This window comes from Colwellia sp. 6_MG-2023 (genome assembly GCF_030547765.1).
Classification (GTDB): Bacteria; Pseudomonadota; Gammaproteobacteria; order Enterobacterales; family Alteromonadaceae; genus Colwellia.
This window is the reverse complement of record NZ_JAUOPP010000008.1, coordinates 43,961-67,732: the sequence shown is the minus strand read 5'-3', so window position 1 is coordinate 67,732 and position 23,772 is coordinate 43,961. Positions and strand designations below refer to the sequence as shown.

Annotated in this window: 19 protein-coding genes; 10 read left to right on the top strand and 9 right to left on the bottom strand. The window is 36.0% G+C overall.

Annotation, left to right across the window (positions count from 1 at the left end):
• Positions 1-101 precede the first annotated feature (101 nt).
• The 6 genes from Q4503_RS07120 (at position 102) to arsJ (ending at position 6,814) form a co-directional block, all read left to right on the top strand.
• Positions 102-1,931, top strand: coding sequence for an SLC13 family permease (locus Q4503_RS07120; protein ID WP_303601824.1), 1,830 nt, complete (start codon positions 102-104; stop codon positions 1,929-1,931).
• A gap of 178 nt (positions 1,932-2,109) precedes the next feature.
• Entirely contained in the window at positions 2,110-2,931 is an 822-nt protein-coding gene (locus tag Q4503_RS07115; protein ID WP_303601823.1) for a metalloregulator ArsR/SmtB family transcription factor, read from the top strand.
• A 40-nt stretch (positions 2,932-2,971) separates the two neighbouring features.
• Positions 2,972-3,982 (top strand): ACR3 family arsenite efflux transporter, encoded by a 1,011-nt coding sequence (arsB, locus tag Q4503_RS07110; protein WP_303601822.1) that lies wholly within the window; start codon positions 2,972-2,974, stop codon positions 3,980-3,982.
• Position 3,983: 1 nt separating this feature from the next.
• Positions 3,984-4,490, top strand: coding sequence for a dual specificity protein phosphatase family protein (locus Q4503_RS07105; RefSeq protein ID WP_215974540.1), 507 nt, complete (start codon positions 3,984-3,986; stop codon positions 4,488-4,490).
• Between the two features lie 30 nt (positions 4,491-4,520).
• Positions 4,521-5,543: an ArsJ-associated glyceraldehyde-3-phosphate dehydrogenase gene (locus Q4503_RS07100; RefSeq protein WP_303601821.1), complete on the top strand. Its 1,023-nt coding sequence runs from the start codon at positions 4,521-4,523 to the stop codon at positions 5,541-5,543.
• A gap of 41 nt (positions 5,544-5,584) precedes the next feature.
• Positions 5,585-6,814 (top strand): organoarsenical effux MFS transporter ArsJ, encoded by a 1,230-nt coding sequence (gene arsJ, locus Q4503_RS07095; protein WP_303601820.1) that lies wholly within the window; start codon positions 5,585-5,587, stop codon positions 6,812-6,814.
• A gap of 376 nt (positions 6,815-7,190) precedes the next feature.
• Here the strand turns inward: arsJ and Q4503_RS07090 are convergent, their stop codons facing one another.
• Together Q4503_RS07090 and Q4503_RS07085 are read right to left on the bottom strand one after the other, a co-directional pair.
• A complete protein-coding gene (locus Q4503_RS07090; RefSeq protein ID WP_215974537.1) occupies positions 7,191-8,762 on the bottom strand; it encodes a cation:proton antiporter family protein in 1,572 nt (523 codons plus the stop codon).
• A 129-nt stretch (positions 8,763-8,891) separates the two neighbouring features.
• Positions 8,892-9,524 carry an arylesterase gene (locus Q4503_RS07085; protein ID WP_215974536.1) on the bottom strand — a complete coding sequence of 211 codons (633 nt, stop codon included), beginning with the start codon at positions 9,522-9,524 and terminating at the stop codon, positions 8,892-8,894.
• Here Q4503_RS07085 and Q4503_RS07080 point away from each other — a divergent pair.
• The 3 genes from Q4503_RS07080 (at position 9,523) to Q4503_RS07070 (ending at position 13,894) form a co-directional block, all read left to right on the top strand.
• Complete coding sequence (locus Q4503_RS07080) at positions 9,523-10,236, top strand: ABC transporter ATP-binding protein (protein WP_303601819.1); 714 nt, start codon at positions 9,523-9,525, stop codon at positions 10,234-10,236. The genes Q4503_RS07085 and Q4503_RS07080 overlap by 2 nt on opposite strands.
• Positions 10,226-12,733: an ABC transporter permease gene (locus tag Q4503_RS07075; RefSeq protein ID WP_303601818.1), complete on the top strand. Its 2,508-nt coding sequence runs from the start codon at positions 10,226-10,228 to the stop codon at positions 12,731-12,733. Before Q4503_RS07080 ends, Q4503_RS07075 begins: the two co-directional genes overlap by 11 nt.
• A gap of 90 nt (positions 12,734-12,823) precedes the next feature.
• The gene (locus Q4503_RS07070) at positions 12,824-13,894 is read left to right on the top strand and encodes an AI-2E family transporter (protein ID WP_215974533.1); all 1,071 of its coding nucleotides are present in this window, start codon (positions 12,824-12,826) and stop codon (positions 13,892-13,894) included.
• 112 nt (positions 13,895-14,006) lie between these two features.
• Here Q4503_RS07070 and Q4503_RS07065 read toward each other — a convergent pair whose 3' ends face one another.
• The 7 genes from Q4503_RS07065 to ubiG all read right to left on the bottom strand — a co-directional run bounded on the left by Q4503_RS07065 (position 14,007) and on the right by ubiG (position 20,658).
• Entirely contained in the window at positions 14,007-14,411 is a 405-nt protein-coding gene (locus tag Q4503_RS07065) for a lysozyme inhibitor LprI family protein (protein WP_215974532.1), read from the bottom strand.
• A gap of 21 nt (positions 14,412-14,432) precedes the next feature.
• Positions 14,433-14,735: a YciI family protein gene (locus Q4503_RS07060; RefSeq protein ID WP_215974531.1), complete on the bottom strand. Its 303-nt coding sequence runs from the start codon at positions 14,733-14,735 to the stop codon at positions 14,433-14,435.
• Positions 14,736-14,743: 8 nt separating this feature from the next.
• Complete coding sequence (locus tag Q4503_RS07055; RefSeq protein ID WP_303601817.1) at positions 14,744-15,367, bottom strand: septation protein A; 624 nt, start codon at positions 15,365-15,367, stop codon at positions 14,744-14,746.
• Between the two features lie 233 nt (positions 15,368-15,600).
• The gene (gene yfaE, locus Q4503_RS07050; RefSeq protein WP_303601816.1) at positions 15,601-15,891 is read right to left on the bottom strand and encodes a class I ribonucleotide reductase maintenance protein YfaE; all 291 of its coding nucleotides are present in this window, start codon (positions 15,889-15,891) and stop codon (positions 15,601-15,603) included.
• A 20-nt stretch (positions 15,892-15,911) separates the two neighbouring features.
• A complete protein-coding gene (nrdB, locus tag Q4503_RS07045; protein ID WP_215974528.1) occupies positions 15,912-17,042 on the bottom strand; it encodes a class Ia ribonucleoside-diphosphate reductase subunit beta in 1,131 nt (376 codons plus the stop codon).
• A 151-nt stretch (positions 17,043-17,193) separates the two neighbouring features.
• On the bottom strand, positions 17,194-19,464 hold the full coding sequence (gene nrdA / locus Q4503_RS07040) for a class 1a ribonucleoside-diphosphate reductase subunit alpha (RefSeq protein WP_215974527.1): 2,271 nt from the start codon (positions 19,462-19,464) through the stop codon (positions 17,194-17,196).
• Between the two features lie 465 nt (positions 19,465-19,929).
• The gene (gene ubiG, locus Q4503_RS07035; RefSeq protein WP_215974526.1) at positions 19,930-20,658 is read right to left on the bottom strand and encodes a bifunctional 2-polyprenyl-6-hydroxyphenol methylase/3-demethylubiquinol 3-O-methyltransferase UbiG; all 729 of its coding nucleotides are present in this window, start codon (positions 20,656-20,658) and stop codon (positions 19,930-19,932) included.
• Positions 20,659-20,963: 305 nt separating this feature from the next.
• Between ubiG and gyrA the strand changes: the two genes are divergently transcribed.
• Positions 20,964-23,681, top strand: coding sequence for a DNA topoisomerase (ATP-hydrolyzing) subunit A (gene gyrA, locus Q4503_RS07030; protein ID WP_215974525.1), 2,718 nt, complete (start codon positions 20,964-20,966; stop codon positions 23,679-23,681).
• The last annotated feature ends 91 nt before the right edge of the window (positions 23,682-23,772 follow it).

Below are 23,772 nucleotides of genomic sequence, written 5' to 3'. Positions count from 1 at the left end.
TATTATAAAGTATTTATAACAAATAAAATTTATTTTAAATTTACCCCTTATAGCGTCATTAGCGTTCACGCTACCTAATTTAATCAACTTGGTATTGCCCATTGAATATTCCTGACCTACCTAATTATCATGCATTAGCGATCTTATTGATCACCGTACTAGCGTTATATCTATTTCGTCGTGACAGCATACCTCTAGAAACATCATCATTAGCTGTTATTGCAATTTTATGTGTGATGTTTTCAGTGTTTCCTTTTTATATTGATGGTGAACATTTTGAACCAAGTACTTTGTTTTTTGGTTTTGGCCACGAAGCGCTGGTGACAGTTTGTGCATTGATGATTATTGGTCATGGTATTGTGCGAACGGGAGCTTTAGAGCCTATTGGGCGATATTTAGCTAAACTGTGGAAGATTAGCCCAGCATTGTCTTTATTATTGACACTTATCCTTGCTGGCGTATTAAGTGCTTTTATCAATAACACACCCGTTGTTGTTCTCTTATTACCTATTTTGATCAGTGTTTCATTACGTAATAAAACAGATGCTTCTCCAATGTTATTACCTATGGGCTTAGCAACATTGGTAGGTGGTATGGCTACAACTATAGGCACCTCAACAAACTTATTAGTGGTTAGTATTGCAAAAAACATGGGGTCAGTTGAGTTTGGATTATTTGATTTTGTTCAGCCTGCACTTATTGCTTCTCTAGTCGCTATCATCTATTTATGGTTAATTGCCCCTAAGCTATTACCAAGTAGAACACCGTTAATGCCTGATACCTCGCCACGCTTATTTAGTGCATACCTTAATATTAGTGAAGAAAGTAATGTAAACGAAAAAACCATTGCTGAAATAATTGCGATGACTGATGGTCAACTTAAAATAGAAAGTATTCAGCGAGGAAAGGATAATCGTAATATTATTCCTTTACCTGATACGATACTTAAAGTTGGTGATAGGTTAAAAGTGCATGATTACCCTGATCGCTTAAAAGAATTTGAGACAGTATTAGGCGCTACGTTATTCTCAGGGTTGCATAAAGTTTCTGACGAGCATCCATTAAAAGCTGATGAACAGACATTAGCTGAGATTGTGATTATTGCTGGCTCTGGCATAGAAGGGAAAACGTTACAGCAAGCGCATTTTATCCAAAAATATGCAATTTCAGTAGTTGCTTTACATCGTGCTGGTAAAGCCATGGAAATAGGGCGCAGTAGTATTGGTGATACTAAACTTAAAATTGGTGATGTATTACTGGTTCAAGGTAAGACAGAACAAATACATTTATTAAAATCGAAAAAAGGTTTTTTAACTATTGATGGCGCAGAAGCCCTACCACAAACCAGTAAAGCGCCAATTGCATTAGGTACCTTACTCGCGGTTGTTGCGTCTTCAGCGCTTGGCCTGTTACCAATTGAAATTAGTTCAATCGTTGGTGTGCTGATACTATTAGCGACTAAATGTTTAAATTGGGAAGAAGCTTCATCTGCGCTGAGTACCCAAGTTATTTTAATTGTTGCAGCTTCACTTGCCTTAGGCTCCGCGATGATGATAACAGGAGGTGCTGAATATATCGCACAGGTTTTTGTTGCTGTATCTTTTGGGCTCCCTCCGGGTGGTGTTATTGCGGCATTGATGTTGTTACTCGCTATTTTAACCAATATTGTATCGAATAATGCTGCGGCAGTTATTGGTACGCCCATTGCCATCTCTGTTGCTAGCCAACTCAACCTGCCGGCAGAACCTTTTATCTTAGCCGTTTTATTTGGTGCTAATTTAAGCTATGCGACCCCGATGGCGTATAAAACTAATTTGTTGGTGATGAATGCTGGCGGTTATCAGTTCTCTGACTTTATGCGGGTTGGTATTCCGCTAATTTTATTGATGTGGGTAACGCTTTCGTTCTTACTAAGTTTTCTTTATTTGTAATGTACATTTGAGCTGTTAATGACTTAAATATATTTTTATAACAATAAGTTATGGTCACTTAGATTATAAAACGTAGATATTTACTCTAATATCTACGTTTTTTTTGTGCTCACTTGCTTGCATATATGAAAAAACATATATACAATTATTTTTATATATTGTGAGTGTAAGATTTAATATGAACAAAAGTAAACGCAGCGTACTTTTTCTATGTACTGGTAATTCAGCGAGATCACAAATGGCAGAAGCGTTGCTTAAGCACAAAGCAGGTGATCAATTTGATATTTTTAGTGCGGGTACACAACCCGAAAACGTCGATGGACGTGCGATTGCAGCATTAAAGCAATTTGGTATTGATCCACCGCAATTAGTCTCTAAAGGAATTGATACATTTGTAGGCCGAGAGTTTGATTTTGTTATTACACTTTGTGATAAAGCCAGCAGTGAATGTCGGGATTTTCCTGATGCAAAACAACAATATGCCTGGGACTTTCCAGACCCTAAAAACCGTTTAGGTAATGCACCATTTACAGTGACTTTAAATGAGTTAAGTCGTCGTTTGTCTATGTTTCTAATCATGGAAGGAGCGAGTGTTGAAGAGAAGGTCAGCAACAACACAGAGCTTAGTGAAACAGAAGAAAAAACGCTGCGTTTAACACCGATTGATTTTTATAAAAACCTGACAGATGAAATCCGAATGAAGGTCTTAATGTTATCGCATTATCATGGTGAATTATGTGTCTGTGAAATAATGGAAGCTTTAGCTGAAGATAGTCAGCCTAAGGTATCTCGTAATTTAGCACTATTAAGAAAATCTAATATTTTGAGTGCTCGAAAACATGGTCAATGGGTGTTTTACCGAATTAACCCTGAACTTCCTCATTGGGCAAAAGCGGTTATAGCAGAGACAACGGAAAATAATACACATCTTTTCCAGGATGCAAATTTACGATTAACTAAAATGCAAAGCCGACCGAATAAAGCTACTTTTTGTAAGTAAAATTGTGCGAAGTAAAAATTAAATTTAAGGATATATTTTAATGGGTATTTTTGAGCGTTATTTATCATTTTGGGTAGCTATTAGCATGCTTTCTGGTGTGTTGTTAGGGTTATGGCAACCAGAGGTATTTCAGCTTATTGCTAACGTTGAAATAGCGCATGTTAATATTGTGGTAGCTATTTTTATTTGGGTGATGATTTACCCAATGATGGTGCAAATTGATTTTTCAGCAATAAAAGATGTAGGTAAAAACCCAAAAGGGTTAGTTCTAACCGTGATAATAAATTGGTTGATTAAACCCTTTACTATGGCAGGTTTAGGTTGGCTTTTCTTTAATGGTTTATTTGTTGATTTAGTCGATCCTGAATCTGCACAGGAATATATTGCGGGTATGATTTTACTTGGTGTTGCGCCATGTACTGCCATGGTGTTTATTTGGTCGCAATTAACAAAAGGTGATCCAAACTATACATTAGTACAAGTATCAGTGAATGATGTCATTATGATTTTCGCTTTTGCGCCAATATCGGCATTATTACTTGGGGTGAGTGATATTGAAGTACCGTGGGAAACCTTATTTATCTCAGTGGTCCTTTACGTGCTATTACCGTTAGTTGCCGGTATTTTAACTCGCCAAAAATTAAATAATAGTGAGAAATTACTGACGCACTTTCTATCAACAATGAAGCCTTGGTCAGTTATTGGATTGCTCGCTACGGTAGTATTATTATTTGGCTTTCAAGCCAATACAATTATTAATGAGCCTGAAACCATTGGCTTAATCGCTATTCCATTAATGATCCAAACTTACGGTATCTTCATTATTGCTTATATCGCTGCTATATGGATGAAGCTGCCTCAAAATATTGCGGCACCAGCCTGTTTAATTGGTACTTCAAACTTTTTTGAATTAGCTGTTGCGGTTGCCATTTCACTGTTTGGTTTACATTCAGGGGCTGCGCTTGCAACCGTAGTTGGGGTGTTAGTGGAAGTACCCGTAATGCTCTCCTTAGTTTATATCATTAATCGGACACAACATTGGTTTAAATAAAATGATTAAAAAAACACTATGCTTAACACATCCTTTTGATACGTTACCGTTAGATAATGGCGCTCAACTTATTTTTACTCCTTGTCCGGGCACAAAAGAAGCAGATTTAGTCGCATCTATTGCCACGCTTAAAAATGCGGGTACTAATTTACTTATTACCTTGATGTTTGATGAAGAAATGGAAAGAAATGCAGTACTTTCTTTACCTGAAGAGTGCAACAAGCAAGGTATACAATGGTTACAATTGCCTATTTTAGATGACGCTGAACCAAATCAGGCATTTGAAACACAATGGCAGGTTCATAAAGCTAACATCATAAAGATAATAAATAACAAAGGAGTTATTGCGGTCCACTGTAAAGGTGGCTCTGGCAGAACAGGTTTAGTTATCGGATTAATACTGTTAGCCCTAGGTTGGTCTCATGAAAAAATTATTTCTGAGGTACAAAAACTCAGACCGACATCATTAAAAAACTTGAAGCAATTAAATTACTTTAATTCATATTAAATATTCTTGTTCTTATTTTAGGAAAAAACGATGACACTTAAAATTGGTATTAATGGCTTTGGCCGTATGGGACGTTTATCGATGCGGGCTGCATTTGATTGGGATGATGTAGAAATTGTTCATATTAACGATCCTGCAGGTGATGCGGCAACATTAGCGCATTTAATGACTTTTGATTCAGTTCATGGTCGCTGGTGTCATGAAGCGACGAGTAAAAAAACAGTGAATGGCGAGGAAATGATCATAAATGGCAAAGCGATCCCTTGTACACAAAATAAAATGACACAAGAGACTGATTGGTCAAAATGTGATGTTGTTATTGAAGCTTCAGGTAAAATCAAAACGAAAGCTTTATTACAAGCTTATTTAGATCAAGGCGTTAAACGTGTAGTTGTTACAGCGCCGGTAAAGGAAGAGGGAGTGTTAAATGTTGTAATGGGAGTTAATGATCACTTATACAATAAAGAAATTCATTCTATTGTAACGGCTGCATCATGTACCACTAATTGTATAGCCCCTGTCGTTAAGGTTATTCACGAAAAGATAGGCATTAAGCATGGTTCGATTACCACTATTCATGACATAACGAATACGCAAACTATTATTGATGCGCCGCACAAAGACCTACGACGTGCTCGCTCATGTGGCACTAGCTTAATTCCAACAACAACAGGGTCAGCAACAGCGATAACACATATTTTCCCTGAATTAAAAGGAAAACTAAATGGCCATGCGATTCGCGTACCGTTAACCAATGCATCAATTACCGACTGTGTGTTTGAGTTAGAACAAAGTACGACGGTTGAAGAAGTGAATCAATTACTTAAAGAGGCCGCTGAAAACGAACTAACAGGAATTATGGGCTATGAAGAACGTCCTCTCGTATCTGTGGATTATAAAACTGATCCACGCTCAAGCATTATTGATGCGTTATCAACCATGGTAGTTAATGGTACTCAAGTTAAATTATATGTTTGGTATGACAATGAATGGGGCTATGCCAATAGAACGGCTGAATTAGCGCGTATGGTTGGCTTAGCTGATTTAAGCTAGTGCATTATTAGTAAAGAATAGTTAGTAAGGAATAGTCATTCATGGGGCTTTTATCAGTAAACTCGTTATCACCACAAATTAAACAATATTTGATGATAACGGGTAATTATTGGGCATTTACCTTAACTGATGGTGCTCTACGCATGCTTGTAGTGCTTTATTTTCATCAATTAGGCTATAGCCCACTAAAAATTGCGATGTTATTTTTGTTTTATGAAATATTTGGCGTGATTACTAATCTTGTTGGTGGTTGGTTAGGGGCAAGGTTTGGTTTAAATAAAACCATGAATATTGGTTTAGCGATGCAAATTGTAGCTCTTGGTATGCTGACAGCTCCGCCAGAAATGTTGACTGTGGTCTATGTTATGATGGCGCAAGCGCTTTCCGGAATAGCGAAAGATCTTAATAAAATGAGCGCTAAAAGTTCGATAAAATTACTGGTTCCTGAAAATGCTGAAAATAAACTATATCAGTGGATTGCTATTCTTACGGGGTCTAAAAATACGCTTAAAGGAGTTGGTTTCTTTTTAGGGGGAATATTATTAACATTAATAGGCTTTAACGGCGCTATTATTGTGATGGCGCTCTTATTAATAGTGGTTTGGATTTTTAGCCTTTTATATTTGAAAGAAGATTTAGGAAAAGCCAAAAACAAACCAAAATTTACTAAGATATTTTCTAAAAGTGATGCTATTAACCGCCTATCCGCTGCACGAATGTTTTTATTTGGTGCTAGGGATGTGTGGTTCGTTGTTGCTTTACCTGTTTACCTTGCGGCAACTTTTCAATGGGATCATTGGTGGGTTAGTGGCTTTATGGCTTCTTGGGTAATTGGTTATGGTATTGTTCAATCGTTTGCCCCTTACTTTACCGGGAAAAAACAAGGCAAAGTACCTACTGGAAAATCAGCCTGTTTGTGGGCTGTAATGCTGAGTTTATTGCCTATAGCAATAGCGTGTTCATTATATTTTGATTTTTATATTCAGTATTCAATCATAATTGGTTTATTGATTTTTGGTATTGTGTTTGCGATTAATTCATCGCTACATAGTTACCTTATTGTAAGTTATGCTAATAAAGATGCAGTGTCACTTGATGTTGGTTTTTATTATATGGCCAATGCTATGGGGAGGTTAATGGGTACTGTATTATCTGGATGGATGTATCAAGAACAAGGTTTAATTGCCTGTTTAGTCATTTCGACATTATTTGTGAGCATCGCTGCACTTATCTCAAGTAAACTGCCAAATAAAAATGAGCCGACAAGCTAAAATATACTTTATCAGTTCTCAGTTTTCTTATATAAAAAAAGGCCCAAACTATGCTAGTTTAGGCCTAAAAAGTTGGCTCAAAGGGGTTTGAGCCATGCGCTATATTCGTTTACATACGTTACTAAATATTCTAAGCATAAAGTCCAGACCCTGCCTGCTGCGAGCATATACTTTATTTCAGAGAGAGGAAGTAAAATATTTATGTCTGTAAACTGCTATAGTGCTTGAATAAGTGTAGTGCAAGGTTTGAGTTATGCGAATTATTTTTAATAATATTGTAAAATTGACTTAGTAATTATTCAATTTCACAATAATTCAAAGGCTTAATACGCTAACTTTAAATGGGAAATCTTCCTTACAAATTAACACGTAAGTGTTAATTTGTAGTTTGTATAAGCCCCATACTTTCATCGGCAAAACCAACACCTGCTTCAGTATAAAAATTAAACACTTTATCAATACCTAGCTCTTCTAACTGAGAGCGCTCATCATCATAACGAGCAATAGCGGCTATTTTCCCTTGATAACCTGCAGATTTTAATTGGTTCGTTATATTCACACTGTCGATTACGTTTGGTAAGGCAAGTAGTACGAGTTTTAAGTTAGATAGGTTAACTTTTTCCCAGAAAAATGCATCTTCGGCATCTCCACAATACACTTGAGCACCTTGTTCTGAAAGTAATTGCACTTTTTCAGGCTCGGCATCGAGCCCCCAAGCTAGTTTATTGTCATGTTCACAAATTGCACGGTAAGCTCCCATACCAACACGACCCATTCCTATGATCACGATAGGTGCATCTTGAGGCTGAGAAAATTTATCTTCAGCTAAATATTCATTACGTTCAAATTTATAGAAAAACTCTTTATGTTTACTAAAAAAGCTATGTGCATGAGGGTACAGAATATTGGTGATCACAAAAGACATAGATACAGCTAAAGCTAAAATAACCAACCACACACTACTTAACCATTCATTAGACACACTGATTGCTCCGACAATTAAACCAAATTCACTAAAATTACTTAGTGCTAACGCCGATAAATATGATGTTCGACAACGTATTTTTAGCAAGCTTAATAGCCCGAAAAACAGAATGAATTTTAATGGGATAATTAAAACCAGCATTGCAGCTAAGCCTAACATCTCTAAAGTAGGAATGGCGCTAAAACCGATAGATAGGAAGAAACCGATAAGAAACATATCTTTAAAGCTTAGTAGTGACTTATTTATTTCTGTAGCTTTAAGGTGCGAAGAAAGAAAAATTCCGACTAATAGTGCTCCCAAATCACCTTTAATATTCACTAATTCAAATAGTTCATAACTACCAAGCGCAATAAAAAAACCCGTTAAAGGGAGTAATTCTCCATGGCCAACATGATCGACAATTTTATTAATAACAGGTTTGATAATAAACAATAGTAGTAAAGCCAATGCCCAAACAGTAGGCGTTTTGCCTGTGGCAATCACTAAAAAGGCAACAGCCACAATATCTTGAATTACCAGTATACCAACCGCTAATTTGCCATGGCGAGTACGCATTTCACCATTTTCTTCAAGTAGTTTGATCACGCACACGGTACTGCTAAAACTTAACGCAAAAACAATAAGTGTTGCGGTTAAAACATCCAACTTAGAGAAGTAGCCTATAGCTGAGATAGTAAAGAGTTTTATAATTATGACAGTGAGCACTATCCAAAGTAGGGTATGCAGTGAACTAGCTAACCAAATTTCATTTTTAAATAAACTTCTAACATTAAGTTTTAAGCCAATGGTAAATAGCATTAAGGTAATGCCTAAATTACTTAAAATGGTTAGACTTTCATCAGCCTGATAACCCATAAAGTTTAAAATAAAGCCAGCTAAAAGGTAGCCTATTGAAGGAGGGAAAGAAAAAGTTTTTGCTGCTAAGCCACAAATAAAAGCAAAAAGAATCCAGATAAAGTCCATATTTAGCTCAAGTTAAGTTGTTATGCCATTAAATGATATCGATATAATAGCATAGCTATAAAAGGTTACTGATTGATATTAGTCAATATTTGTTATCACCTTACGTTATATTAGTATAGCAAATGTTAGCTATCTAGGGGCTAAGCTTTGCAACCATTTATTAATTTCTACATACATAAAATCTTTAATAATAGCTTGTGCTTGAGCATTTGGGTGTAAATTATCGTTTTGCATTAATTTAGGTTCAATAGCAATTTTAGTCATAAAATAAGGCATTAAATACGCGTTTGTTGCTTTGGCTACTTTATTGTAACTATCAGTAAACATCGTGGTATAGCGTGCACCTAGATTAGGTGGAATTTGAATTTCCATTAATGCGACTTGCGCACCTTGTGCTTGGCTTTTAGTCACTAACTCAGTTAAATGCTTTTGTAAAATTTTTATAGGAAAGCCTCTAATTCCATCATTGCCACCAAGTTCTATTAATACGTGGCTTGGCTGATGGGTTTCAAGCCAAGTGTCTATATTGAGTAGAGCATTGTCAGTGGTTTGTCCGCTAATAGCTGTGTTAATGATGATGATATCATTATCTTTTTTGTTATATTTATTTTGTAACAAATGAACCCAAGCTTCTTCTTGCTCTAGTCCATAACCTGCGCTTAAGCTGTCACCAATAAGTAGTATTTTGTCTTTAGCGGTGGTTGTAAATGACAAACATGTTAGCATTATAACAACAGCAAAATTTAGGAAAAAACGAGTCATGCCAGTACCTTCTCAATTAAATGTTATCCAAGTCTCAGAATTAAGTAAACATGTTAGCACGCTTGAAGGAAGCCTCACTATCCTTAACGATATTAATTTTAACGTCAGGCAGGGAGAATCTGTAGCAATTGTTGGAGCTTCAGGCTCAGGTAAGTCTACTTTATTGAGTTTGCTAGCAGGACTAGATGTCGCCAGTGAAGGGGAAATCTATTTAGATGGTGACGCGTTAAGCACGCTTAATGAAGAAGCAAGAGCGAAAGTAAGGGCGGAAAAAGTAGGTTTTGTTTTTCAATCTTTTATGTTGGTACAGAGTTTAACTGCTCTAGAAAATGTTATGTTACCTGCCGAGTTAGCAGGCGATCGAAATGCTAAAAAAGAAGCCTTAGATCTTCTAGATAAGGTAGGCTTGTCTCATCGTTTAGAGCATTATCCATCACAATTATCTGGAGGCGAGCAACAACGTGTTGCCATTGCACGAGCTTTTGTTGGTTCACCAAAAATACTTTTTGCTGATGAGCCTTCGGCCAACTTAGATAGTAAAAATGGACATTTAATTGAAGATTTATTATTTGATCTGAACAAACAAAATGGCACTACCTTGGTATTGGTTACTCATGATGAACAATTAGCTAAACAATGTCAGCGAATTATTCATATTGAAGGCGGACAGCTTGAAAAAATTAGCGAAGGGGTGATTGCTAATGTGGGTTAAGTTAGCTGTTAAATTATTTACGCGTGAATTTCGTCGTGGTGAACTAACGATTATATTCGCCGCTATTGCATTGGCGGTGTTAACTGTTTTTAGTTTGTCGTCAATAACCGAACGTATTGGCTTAAACATAGAACAAAAAAGTAGTGACTTTATTGCAGCTGATAGGCGCCTTTCAAGTAATCATGCTTTTGATCCTGACATACTACACAAAGCCAAAGCGCAGGGACTTGAAACGGCACAACTCTTATTTTTTGACTCTATGTTGTTTGCTAATGATGAATTAGTGTTAGGGTCGGTTAAGGCTACCTCGCAATCTTATCCGCTAAAAGGAAAAATCACGATCAAGGATACGCTAGTTGGAGAGTCTTATGAGGTTGATACTGGCCCTAAAGTTGGTACTGTTTGGCTGAGTGAAGGTTTATTCTATCCGCTTAATGTGAACGTGGGTGATAAAGTTGAGTTAGGGGCAGGTATTTTTGTTATTACAAAAGTTTTGGTGAATGAGCCTGATGCTCCATTTTTTTCTTTATCCGGAAATAAAAGAGTATTACTGAATTATGAAGATATTCCCGCTACCAAAGCCGTACAAGCAGGAAGTCGAGTTTTTCATCGTTTATTGTTTGCGGGTGAAGAACAAGAGTTATCAGATTATTACGCTTGGTTAAAACCACAGCTTCAAAATAACCAAAGTTGGGAAGGGATCAAAGACCGACAAACGCCATTGGGTAATAATTTAGAGCGCGCTGAAAGTTTCTTATTGCTAGCTGGATTGTTCGGTATTATGTTGGCTGCGGTTGCTATGGCGGTTTCTGCTAAACGGTATTGTGAGCGACAATATGATCCTGTCGCTATGATGAAAACATTAGGAGGTAGCCGCACAACAATTCGTAATATATTTTTACTCCACCTAAGTTTAGTCACTATTTGTTCTATTATGGCGGGTTTAGCCATAGGTTTTATTTTGCAAAATATTGGGGCAAGTTATTTGGCTAATTTTATGGGGACAGAATTACCGCCATCAGGTTTTAGACCTTGGATTTTATCAACATTCATTGGTGTGGTATGTGCGTTAATGTTTTCACTTAAACCTTTATTAGACTTATTTGATATTCCACCTTTACGGGTGTTGCGTCGTAATTTAGGGGATACGTTAGCGTTAAGCCGTATTCATATTGCGCTGTCACTTATTACTATTTTTGCTTTAATGTGGTTGTTCAGTGGTGCACTTGTGACTACCTTAGTTTTATTTGCTTCAACCTTATTAATCATCGTTATTTTATTTGCCATATCGCGCTTGTTTTTTGCTGCAGGACGCAGTTTAGGTTTAAGACCTGGCTCTAGTTGGTCATTAGCTATTGCTACATTACAAAAACGAGCAAATGCTAATGCTATTCAATTAATTAGCTTTGCTTTGGCTATTCAATTAATGCTGTTTTTAGTTGTGCTAAAAAATGACATGATTGCGGATTGGCAAATGCAAGTGCCTGAAGATGCGCCAAATATGTTTATCATCAATATTGCAGAAAAAGAAATTGACCCTATAAAACAGTTCTTTAATGATAAAGGCATTACACATGAAGCTTTTTATCCTGTCTTTAAGGGGCGCGTTGATGCCGTTAATGGCGAAGAATTTGCGCGACGTGTTTCACAGCAAGAGGGTGAAGAGAAAGATGAAAATGCTAGAAATGGCTCAAGACGTGAGCCTAATTTAACTTGGTTAGATGAATTACCTGAAGGTAATGAGATAACCGAAGGTGAATGGTTTAGTACGGAAAATGGTGATGCGTTAGAAGTTTCAGTTTTTGAAGGTTGGAAAGATGATCTTGATATAGCGCTTGGTGACACCTTAACAATTTTAGTGAATGAACAAAAATTTGAGGTAAAAGTTACTAGTTTTAGAAGTGTTAATTGGGGAAATATAAAACCTAACTTCTTTATGATTTTAAGTCCTAATATGGTTGGAAAAGTACCCGTTACTTATTTTAGTGCAGCAAAACTAGAAGAGGGGCACACTAAAGATATCAGCCTTTTACTACAACGACACCCTACTATTAACATGATCGATGTTAAAACTCGCATGGAGCAAGCACAAGCAATTATTTCGCAAGTTACACTTGCCATAGGCTTTGTATTATCAATTGTGTTAATTAGCGGTGCATTAGTACTGATATCACAAGTACAAGCGAGCTTGTCTGAGCGTTTACAGGAAGTGGTTATATTACGGACTTTAGGTGCCAAAGGGCGCTTGATTAAATTGGCAACACTTTATGAGTTTTTATTACTTGGTGCTATTTCTGGTTTAGTTGCTGCTATGGTAAGTGATATTACCTTACTTGTAATTCAGCAACAATTGTTTGATCTTGAAGGACGACTTCACCCTTATGTATGGGTACTTGGGCCGGCAAGTGGTGCTTTGTTTGTTGGTAGCATCGGTTACATTATGGTTGCTCAAACAATGCGTCAAAATACCCAAGGTTTATTAAGAAAACTGAGTTAATCTAATATCAAAAGCAAGCAATTCATAAGCTAGTGCCAGAGACTAATTTCAGGTATATTAACTCTTATTAAAAAATAAGAGTTAATTTTCATGGTATTATCGACTAAAAACAGCTCAATGGTTAAAGGGTTTGTCACTGTTGCTGCTATCTTTATCATCTTTGCAGGAGTAAAAACAGCAGCAAATATATTAGTCCCCTTTTTATTATCTTTATTTATTGCCATCATTTGTAACCCTCTTGTTGTTAAGGCGAGTCAATTTAAGATACCTAAAGCCGTTTCGGTGATTATTGTTATTGCTATCTTTGTCACTATTGCTTTATCGTTAGCAGGCTTAGTGGGCAAGTCACTGAATGAATTGTCAGAACTTATTCCTCAATATCGACTACAATTCCAAGAGCAATTTACTTGGTTAACTGCTTTCTTATCTCGTTATAATATTCAAATATCGTCTTCTATTTTATTAGAATACTTTGATCCTGCCGCGGCTATGGGCATGGCGGCAAATATGCTGAGTGGTTTTGGCTCGGTAATGGCTAATTTACTGTTAATTGTGCTTACTGTTGTGTTTATGCTTTTTGAAGCATCTTCATTTCCTGTGAAATTGCATTTTGCACTTGACGATCCTGAGATGCGTATTAAGCAAATTGAACGTTTCTTAGCCTCGGTAAATCATTATATTGCTATTAAAACAATGGTTAGTATTGCTACCGGTATGGTTGTCTCGCTGATGCTTTGGGCCTTTGGGTTAGATTTCTATCTTTTATGGGGGGTATTTGCCTTCTTATTAAATTACATCCCAAATATTGGTTCAATTATTGCTGCTGTGCCTGCTGTAACCTTAGCAAGTTTACAGTTAGGTATTGGTGAAGCTGGTTTTATAGGATTGGGTTATGTTGCTATTAATATGGTGATGGGCAATATGATCGAGCCTAGATATTTAGGCAAGGGTTTAGGTTTATCAACATTAGTGGTTTTCTTGTCGTTAATCTTTTGGGGCTGGTTATTAGGAACTGTTGGTATGTTATTGAGTGTCCCATTAACCATGATTTTAAAAATAGGGTTAGAGAGTACGCCTGAAGGACGCTGGTTAGCTGTTTTACTCAGTGATGAAGATAGCGTTTTATTAGAAATAGAACAGATTCAAAAGAGTAAAGATTAATCGTTTAAATTGTTTGGAATAACTTGATGAATTTAATAAAAGTCAGCGATGTAAATAGCTGACTTTTTTATGGATATTATTAATACTAATATGTCGCTACTTTTAATATTGTTTACAGTGTCTTACTCAATTGATCTATACGATTTTGAGTAATTAATATGTAGCATCGTTTATATGTTAATGTTGCACTTTTTTCTGGTGGTGTCGCAAAATATTGCCACCGACATTCATGCTCTCGAAAAGCAACAAAGTCACTTTCTGAACGTCTGAAAAGTTTTAGTGCTGCAGGGCGCCAAGTAGCTGTTATTTTCTCTTCCAAGTTTAAAATATGGGTGTTTATCCATGTTTGCAATTCGCGTTCAACCACTTCTTTTAAATTATCAAGGCAGAGTGATTGGCTTTTAGCCGTTTGCTCTACCTCTAAGCATGCGTCTAACGGATCATGAGCGTAGACAGGAGCAGAAAGTAATTGATACGTAAATATTAATACGCTTGAGATAGTTCTCTTGTTAATCATATTTTAAATAGAAGAAAATTATTAATTAGGTAATACTTTTTTATAAGGCTTTACGGTGACTTTTTCATAAACACCGGCTGCAATATAGGGATCAGCATCAGCCCATTGTTGTGCTGCTGTTAGGTCATCAAACTCTGCAATAATTAATGAGCCCGTAAAGCCAGCTGCACCCGGATCATTACTATCTATAGCGGGGCATGGGCCTGCAACTAATAAGCGTCCTTCACTTTGTAGAGTACTTAAGCGAGCTAAGTGAAGCTCTCTTACTGATAAGCGTTTTTCTAAACTGTTGCTGACGTCTTCACTGTATATTAAATATAACATTTGTTTTCCTATATTTTGTCATTATCTTTGTTGTGTTGAGGTTTACTTATTACATTTGAATTTATTTCAATACTATCTTCAATTGCGTTAGTTATGTCTTCGCTGTCATCACGCATATATTTGTGTAAAGATAATATTGTGATAATTGAGAAGGCAAACATAAGCCCAGTTAAGCCAAATACTTTAAAATTTACCCAAGTTTCTAAGTCAAAGTTAAAAGCAACATACCAATTTAGTACACCACATAAGGCAAAGAAAAGTGCCCAAGCTAGGTTTAGTTTAGTCCAAATAGGATCGGGAAGGTTTATTGATTCAGATAAAAATTGTTTAATAATATTCTTTTTAAATAGGTAATAACTAACGAGTAGCGCAATAGCAAAAAATTCATTGATGATCGTTACTTTCCATTTAATAAAAGCTTCATCGTGTAAAAAGATAGTTAAGCCACCAAAAACCGCGATTAAACCAAAAAATATCCAATTACGTGTAGGGACTTTTTCTTTTTTAATAATGTAATAAAGAATTTGTAAGGCTGAACTAGCAATTAATGAAGCGGTAGCCCAATAAATATCGACAAATTTATTTACTACAAAAAAGATAACTAATGGAATGTATTCAAAAAGTGCATGCATATTATAATTATTACAAGGAAGATACTGATGAATTGAGTTTAACGAAACTTCCTATACTTTAAAAGTTAAAGCTCAGTATCTTGTAAAATAAACCTACTTTCTTTGTAAGTATTGTTTAAATAGCAACTATTGAGCTTAGTATTTGATTTTTTAAGTGTATTTAATATTTCTATATGTAAAATAATTAAAGGGTGGTGACAAAGACATCTCAAAAAATAGTTAAAATGTCTTTATTATTCATCAATTTTTAAACTAATATCAGTAACGGGAACACAGCAGCAAGGTAGGATCTCATTTTCGCCGATAAAGGCTAACGGCTCCCCTTCAGGGTAGCTTATCTCTCCTGAGGCTAGCGTGACTCGACAAGCTCCGCAAAATCCATCTCGACAGTGATAATGAACTTCGACACCTGCCTGCTCTAAACATTCCAATAAGCTTTGCTTTGATTGCTTATACGCTATGACCTTACCGTTGACACTAATTTGTGGCACTGGTTTTATCGAAGGTTTACTTGATGCAGGCATAGAAAGATATTTAAACGGTTTTACAAATCAAAATCATCAAAATCATCAGCATCAATAGTTGAATCTACTTGGCCAACTAAGTAACTTGATATCTCTGTTTCTTGAGGAGCTACTTGTACATTGTCACTAACTAAATAAGCATTCATCCAAGGGAGTGGGTTGCTTTTTATATCGAATGGCGCACCAAAACCAATGGCAGAAAGGCGTTGGTTGGAAATATATTCGATGTATTGATTCAATATTTCGGCATTCAATCCGATCATTGAACCATCTTTAAATAAGTATTGTGCCCATTCTTTTTCTTGTTCAACAACATCTAAGAATATTTGTAAACCAGCATCACGTAATTCAATGCTTATTTCTTGCATTTCAGGATCGTCTTTACCTGTCATCCAATTGTTTAAAATATGCTGAGTTCCCGTTAAATGAAGTGCTTCATCGCGAGCAATTAATTTAATAATTTTTGCATTGCCTTCAAGTAATTCACGTTCCGCAAAAGCAAATGAACAAGCAAAGCTAACGTAAAATCTGATTGCTTCTAAGGCGTTAACAGAGCATATAGCTAAATATAAACGTTCTTTAAGCTTACGTTTACTTACCTCGATAGTTTTCCCTTCAATGTCGTACGCGCCTTCACCAAGTGATTGTAACAATTGTGTGGTTAGAATAACGTCATCAAAATATTTTGAAATGCTACTTGCACGTTTTAAAATTGCCGGGTTGACAATAATGTCATCAAAAACTTCACCTGGATCGGTAAATAAATTACGTAAAATATGCGTGTAAGAGCGTGAGTGAATGGTTTCACTAAATGCCCAGGTTTCTACCCAAGTTTCAACTTCGGGTAATGATACTAGAGGTAATAAAACTGCATTAACTGAACGTGCAGCCATTGAATCAAGTAAAGTTTGATATTTTAAATTTGAAATGAAAATATGTTTTTCAGAGTCAGTTAAACCTTGCCAATCAGATCTATCTTTTGAAACATCAACTTCTTCTGGTCGCCAAAAAAATGAAAGCTGTTTTTCAATTAATTTTTCAAAAGCGACATATCGTTGCTGGTCATAACGAGAAACATTAACACTATTACCTAAGAACATTGGTTCAAGTAAAGCATTATTAGGCGTCTGATTAAACGTGGTGTACGTCATTATTTATTTATCCCTTAATATATTGCCATTGTTTTAAACGACAATAATGAATCGAGTAAAATTACCCGATTCATTTGATTTCATTTGTTGAATTGTGTTCGTTATATTATTTGATGATTGTTATATACCTGATTACGTAATCACTTAGGTATTATATTTTGCAAGCACCACCAGCGCAGCTATCATCTTCTACTTCCATATCATCATTCGCACCATCACGAGTGTTATGGTAATACATGGTTTTAACACCAAGCTTATAAGCAGTTAATATGTCTTTTAAAATTTGTTTAATTGGCACTTTGCCACCGTCAAACTTAGCCGGATCATAATTGGTATTTGCAGAAATAGTTTGGTCAACAAATTTTTGCATAATACCAACAAGCTCTAAATAACCTTCATTGCTTGGGATATTCCAAAGTAATTCGTAATTGTCTTTAAGTTTCTGATACTCAGGTACAACTTGTTTTAGTATGCCATCTTTACTGGCTTTAACACTGATCAAACCACGAGGTGGTTCAATGCCATTTGTTGCATTTGATATTTGAGATGAAGTTTCAGATGGCATCAAAGCCGATACAGTTGAATTACGTACACCATATTTTTGAATACTTGCGCGCAATGATTCCCAATCTAAATGTAACGGTTCACCGGTAATATCATCAATAGATTTTTTATAAGTATCAATTGGTAAAATACCTTGAGCAAGACGAGTTTCATCAAACTTAGGACAAGCACCTTTTTCTTTTGCTAAACCGTTAGTCGCTTTCAGTAAATAATACTGGATGGCTTCAAAGGTTTTATGGGTTAAATTATTGGCACTACCGTTTGAATAATATAAGCCATTTTTAGCTAAATAATAAGCATAATTGATTACACCTATGCCTAACGTACGGCGTGCTAAACTCGCACTACGGGCCGCAGGAATAGGGTAGTCTTGATAATCTAATAAGTTATCTAGCGCACGTACGGCTAAATCGGCCAACTCTTCTAGTTCATCAAGAGACTCAATTGCACCTAAGTTAAAAGCAGATAAGGTACAGAGTGCTATTTCACCATTTTCATCGTTGATATCAGTCATTGGCTTAGTTGGTAAGGCAATTTCTAAACACAAGTTACTTTGACGAATAGGGGCTTTGCTTGGGTCAAACGGACTATGAGTATTACAATGGTCAACGTTTTGTAAATATATACGGCCAGTACTCGCACGCTCTTGTGCGAATAACGTAAATAACTCTATTGCTTTAATGCGTTTTTTACGAATTGAATCATCGTTTTCATATTGTACATAAAGCGCTTCAAACTTGTCTTGATCTTCAAAGAATGCATCATAAAGTCCTGGAACATCACTAGGGCTAAACAGGGTAATATGGCCACCTTTAATCAGACGTTGATACATGACTTTGTTAAATTGAACGCCGTAATCTAAATGTCTAACACGGTTTTCTTCAACACCACGATTGTTTTTAAGTACCAGTAAGCTTTCAACTTCTAAATGCCAAAGTGGATAGAACAAGGTAGCGGCACCGCCACGAACACCACCTTGAGAACAACTTTTAACAGCTGTTTGGAAGTGTTTATAGAACGGAATACATCCGGTATGAAAGGCTTCACCATTACGAATAGTACTACCTAATGCACGAATACGTCCTGCATTAACGCCAATTCCAGCACGTTGAGAAACATATTTTACTATTGCGCTTGATGTTGCGTTAATCGAATCTAAAGAATCATCACATTCTATTAATACACATGATGAAAATTGACGAGTTGGTGTTCTAACACCCGCCATTATTGGGGTTGGTAACGATATCTTAAAGGTTGATATAGCGTTATAGAACCCCTTAATATAACTTAACCTAGTTTCTTTCGGATATTTAGCGAATAAACAGGCAGCAACTAAAATATATAAAAACTGTGCGCTTTCATAAATTTCACCATTAACACGGTTCTGTACTAAGTATTTACCTTCGAGTTGCTTAACTGCAGCATAGCTGAAGTTTAAATCACGACTATGATCTAAAAATAGCGACATATGTTCGAAATCGCTTTCATCGTAATCAACTAATAAATGTTGATCATATTTACCTGAGTCAACCAGCTTCACTATATGGTCATATAGTTTTGGTGGCTCAAATTGGCCATAAGCTTTCTTACGTAAATGAAAAACCGCTAGTCTGGCAGCTAAATATTGATAATCAGGTGTCTCTTCTGATATTAAATCTGCGGCTGCTTTAATAATCGTTTCATGAATATCAGCCGTTTTAATACCATCATAAAATTGAATATGAGATTTTAATTCAACTTGAGAAACAGAAACGTCATCAAGATCTTCAGCTGCCCAAGCAATAACGCGGTGAATTTTCTCTAAATCGATGGGTTCTTTTTCGCCATTACGCTTAGTAACAAAAAGTTTATTAGTCATGAAAGGCCTGTGGTGTAAATTGTTATTGTTTTCTTTAGTTTTAAAACGTTATTTATCACTAAAGAGTCCTGTGTTGTACCTGCTTTTCAAATAGCCTAATAAATAGACTGGTTAAAAAGTGCATGCACAACATCTAGGGTTTGTTTGTAAATATAGACACAAGATAATGAGGTTTGGTTATTATTGCAAGTGATAAAAAAGTGCTAATTTCACTTGATTTTTCGATTGATTGCATTAGGTTAGTAATGACTAACCTACTACCATTAAAAGCTTTAGTAATTTGCTAAAATCAATCTTTATTTTTAAATAAATAATTCGCTAAAAATATTTTAATTAATTTTAATATATTTTCACAACGATTAAATATGGAATTTGAGAGAAATAAAAATAATCCTTTAAATCAATTGCTTAGCTGTTTTGTTTGTAGTTTGAACAACTTGATTGAAAAAAAAACAAATGCGTAAATTATATTTTCTTACAGCACAAAATGTAGTTCACATCTAAGTTATTTGTTAATTTATGATTCTCAGAAATTGGATTGTAATGAATACCGCTAGCATCAATACAATTTAACCCACATTGTTCAGCCCAACTTATTAATTGCGAAGGCTTGATAAACTTATCATGCTCATGTGTACCATCAGGTACTAACTTAAATATTTTCTCTGCGGCTAAAATAGCAAGTAAATAAGATTTGACTGTTTTATTGAGTGTTGAGAAAAAGACTAAACCTCCAGGCTTTACTAAGTTTGCACAAGCATTTATTATAGAAGCAGGGTCGGGAACATGCTCTAGCATTTCCATACAAGTTACCATGTCAAAACTTTCGTGGTTTTGTTGTGCTTTTTCTTCAGCGGTTATTTTTTCGTAATTAATTGTTAAACCTGATTCGAGTGCGTGTAACTTAGCAACGTTAAGTGGTTCAGTTCCCATATCAATACCAGTAACATTAGCACCTAATTTAGCTAAAGATTCTGATAAAATACCACCACCACAGCCAACATCAATTACCTTTTTAGAAAAGAGTTCGCTTTGTTGTTCGCTAATATGCTGACATATAAATTGTACTCTTAGTGGGTTAACCTGATGTAATGGTTTAAAATCACCTGTTAAATCCCACCACTGATTTGCAATTTGCTCAAATTTAGCAATTTCAGCATCATTCACATTCAGCATTTTATTAGTTTCTGTCATGGTTATATCTAGTTAATTTTTGAATTATTCAATTCTAAACGAAACTTTTAACTAAGCAAAGCGCAAACGAAGCGCAAACAGCAGCTAAAGTAATAGAGTAGATCAATTTAACTGTGCATTTGTTGTTTTTATCATCACTTTTTTATTAGTACTCCATCTCCTTGTAAATGGGCAAATAAAGCTGTTTGGCATCACTCAAAATTGTGCTATTATGCCGCGTTGATTTATATATTTTTTATGAAAATATAATAATAAAAATATTGTGATTTTATAGTTACATTTTAAGTTAAGGGATACGTCTATATATGTCAGATCTGGCCAAAGAAATAGTTCCAGTAAATATTGAGGATGAGTTAAAAACATCCTACCTAGATTATGCCATGAGCGTAATCGTTGGGCGTGCATTGCCTGACGTTCGCGATGGATTAAAACCTGTACATCGTCGCGTATTATTCGCTATGGAAGTTTTAGGGAATGATTGGAACAAACCTTATAAAAAATCAGCCCGTGTGGTTGGTGACGTTATAGGTAAATATCACCCGCACGGTGATACTGCTGTTTACGATACTATCGTTCGTATGGCGCAATCATTTTCTTTACGTTATATGTTGGTTGATGGTCAAGGTAATTTCGGCTCTGTTGATGGTGATAGTGCAGCTGCAATGCGTTATACCGAAATTAGAATGTCTAAAATTGCGCATTCGATTCTTGCCGACTTAGATAAAGAAACTGTTGATTTTGTACCTAACTATGATGGTACAGAGTTTATTCCAGCAGTAATGCCTACCCGTATTCCTAACCTACTTGTTAATGGTGGTTCAGGTATTGCTGTTGGTATGGCTACTAATATTCCACCGCATAATTTAACAGAAGTTATTAACGGTTGTTTAGCGTTAATCGATAACAGTGACATTACGTTTGAAGAACTTTTAACGCATATCCCTGGTCCTGATTTTCCTACTGCCGCTATTATTAGTGGTAGAGCAGGTATAGAAGAAGCATACCGAACAGGTCGTGGTAAAATAAAGATTCGTGCACGTGCAGAAATTGAAGTTCACGAAACATCAGGTAAGGAAACAATCATTGTTCACGAATTACCTTACCAAGTTAACAAAGCACGCCTGATTGAAAAGATGGCTGAGCTTGTTAAAGAAAAACGTCTTGAGGGTATTTCAGCATTACGTGATGAGTCTGATAAAGACGGCATGCGTATGGTTATCGAGATTAAACGTGGCGACGTAGGTGAAGTTGTATTAAATAACTTATTTAAACTTACGCAAATGCAAGTATCTTTTGGTTTTAATATGGTGGCATTAGGTAATGGCCAACCGAAAATATTTAATCTAAAAGAAATGCTTGAAGAGTTTGTTCTTCATCGCCGTGAAGTTGTTACGCGTCGTACTATCTTCGAACTTAGAAAAGCCCGTGATCGAGCACATATCTTAGAAGGTTTATCGATAGCGCTTGCTAATATCGAACCTATCATTGAATTAGTTAAAACGTCTCCGTCTAGAAAAGAAGCGGAAGAGAAATTAGTAGCTCAAGGTTGGGAACTAGGTAATGTTAGCGCGATGTTGGAGCGTGCAGGTACTCATGCAGCTCGTCCTGAGTGGTTAGAACCACAATTTGGTATTCGTGATAACAAGTATTACTTAACACCGGTACAAGCTAAAGCAATTGTTGAACTACAATTGTATAAGTTAAGTGGTCTTGAACATGAAAAGATTCTAAATGAGTACAAAGAGTTATTAGATCTTATTGCTGAATTAATGCTTATTTTAGAAAGTCCTGAGCGTTTAATGGAAGTTATTCGCGAAGAACTAGAAGTTATTAGAGATGAATTTGGTGATGAACGCCGAACAGAAATTACTAATGCGTCTCATGATTTATCACTAGAAGATTTAATAACTGAGGAAGATGTTGTCGTAACACTTTCTCACGAAGGTTATGTTAAGTACCAAGTGTTAAGTGATTATGAAGCTCAACGTCGTGGTGGCAAAGGTAAAGCTGCAACTAAGATGAAAGAAGAAGATTTTATTGAACGCTTATTAGTCGCTAACACTCATGATACTATATTATGCTTCTCAGATCGCGGTAAGTTGTACTGGTTGAAAGTTTATCAGTTACCACTAGCAAGTAGAACGGCCCGTGGCCGTCCAATTGTTAATATTTTACCATTAGAGAATGATGAACGTATTACAGCAATTCTACCTGTACGTGAGTATGAGGAAGATAAATACATTATCATGGCGACAGCGTCTGGTACTGTTAAGAAAACAGCGTTAACTGCTTATAAAAATCAAAGAGCTAACGGTATTATTGCGTTAAATCTACGTGATGACGATACCTTAATTGGTGTTGATATTACAGATGGTAATAATGACATCATGTTGTTCTCCGATGCGGGTAAAGTTGTACGCTTCAACGAAAAAGTTCGTGATAGTGAAACAGGTGAAATTAAGCTTGATCCTGAAACAGGTGAACAACGTTGGGCGTTAAAACCTATTGGTAGAACCGGTACTGGTGTTCGTGGTATTAAACTTGAAGACGATCAAAAGGTAGTATCACTGATTGTTCCTAAGAATGACGGTCCTATTTTAACCATTACTGAAAATGGTTTTGGTAAACGTACTGACCTAAATGAGTATCCTGCGAAGAGTAGAGCAACGAAAGGTGTTGTTTCTATTAAAGTTAGTGAACGTAACGGTAAAGTTGTTGGCGCTGTTCAAGTTGAAGATCTTGACGAGATTATGGTTATCACTGATAACGGTACATTAGTACGAACGCGTGTTAATGAAGTGAGTGTTATTGGTCGTAATACCCAAGGTGTTCGTTTAATTCGTACAGTTGAAGGTGAACATGTTGTTGCACTTCAACGTATTGATGAGGTTATTGAGCCAGAATTACCCGAAGGAGAAGAAGGTGAGAATGTAGATGCTATTGAAGCAGAGCAAACATTATCCCCTGATACTTCTGAAAGTAATGAACAATTAGATAACGAAAGTACACCCGACGACCAATAATAGGCGTCACATATGAAATAAAGGCGGCTAATAACCGCCTTTTTTTATGTTCAGGATGAACGGTATTTCGCGGTGCCATGTCGTTACAAGG

Coding starts and splice junctions, on each gene's coding strand:
- ubiG (WP_215974526.1), bottom strand. CDS start 20,658: ATGACAGAAACTAATAAAATGCTGAATGTGAATGATGCTGAAATTGCT.
- nrdB (WP_215974528.1), bottom strand. CDS start 17,042: ATGACGTACACCACGTTTAATCAGACGCCTAATAATGCTTTACTTGAA.
- Q4503_RS07115 (WP_303601823.1), top strand. CDS start 2,110: ATGAACAAAAGTAAACGCAGCGTACTTTTTCTATGTACTGGTAATTCA.
- gyrA (WP_215974525.1), top strand. CDS start 20,964: ATGTCAGATCTGGCCAAAGAAATAGTTCCAGTAAATATTGAGGATGAG.
- Q4503_RS07085 (WP_215974536.1), bottom strand. CDS start 9,524: ATGACTCGTTTTTTCCTAAATTTTGCTGTTGTTATAATGCTAACATGT.
- yfaE (WP_303601816.1), bottom strand. CDS start 15,891: ATGCCTGCATCAAGTAAACCTTCGATAAAACCAGTGCCACAAATTAGT.
- Q4503_RS07100 (WP_303601821.1), top strand. CDS start 4,521: ATGACACTTAAAATTGGTATTAATGGCTTTGGCCGTATGGGACGTTTA.
- arsJ (WP_303601820.1), top strand. CDS start 5,585: ATGGGGCTTTTATCAGTAAACTCGTTATCACCACAAATTAAACAATAT.
- Q4503_RS07075 (WP_303601818.1), top strand. CDS start 10,226: ATGTGGGTTAAGTTAGCTGTTAAATTATTTACGCGTGAATTTCGTCGT.
- Q4503_RS07070 (WP_215974533.1), top strand. CDS start 12,824: ATGGTATTATCGACTAAAAACAGCTCAATGGTTAAAGGGTTTGTCACT.
- arsB (WP_303601822.1), top strand. CDS start 2,972: ATGGGTATTTTTGAGCGTTATTTATCATTTTGGGTAGCTATTAGCATG.
- nrdA (WP_215974527.1), bottom strand. CDS start 19,464: ATGACTAATAAACTTTTTGTTACTAAGCGTAATGGCGAAAAAGAACCC.
- Q4503_RS07055 (WP_303601817.1), bottom strand. CDS start 15,367: ATGCATGCACTTTTTGAATACATTCCATTAGTTATCTTTTTTGTAGTA.
- Q4503_RS07080 (WP_303601819.1), top strand. CDS start 9,523: ATGCCAGTACCTTCTCAATTAAATGTTATCCAAGTCTCAGAATTAAGT.
- Q4503_RS07090 (WP_215974537.1), bottom strand. CDS start 8,762: ATGGACTTTATCTGGATTCTTTTTGCTTTTATTTGTGGCTTAGCAGCA.
- Q4503_RS07065 (WP_215974532.1), bottom strand. CDS start 14,411: ATGATTAACAAGAGAACTATCTCAAGCGTATTAATATTTACGTATCAA.
- Q4503_RS07060 (WP_215974531.1), bottom strand. CDS start 14,735: ATGTTATATTTAATATACAGTGAAGACGTCAGCAACAGTTTAGAAAAA.
- Q4503_RS07105 (WP_215974540.1), top strand. CDS start 3,984: ATGATTAAAAAAACACTATGCTTAACACATCCTTTTGATACGTTACCG.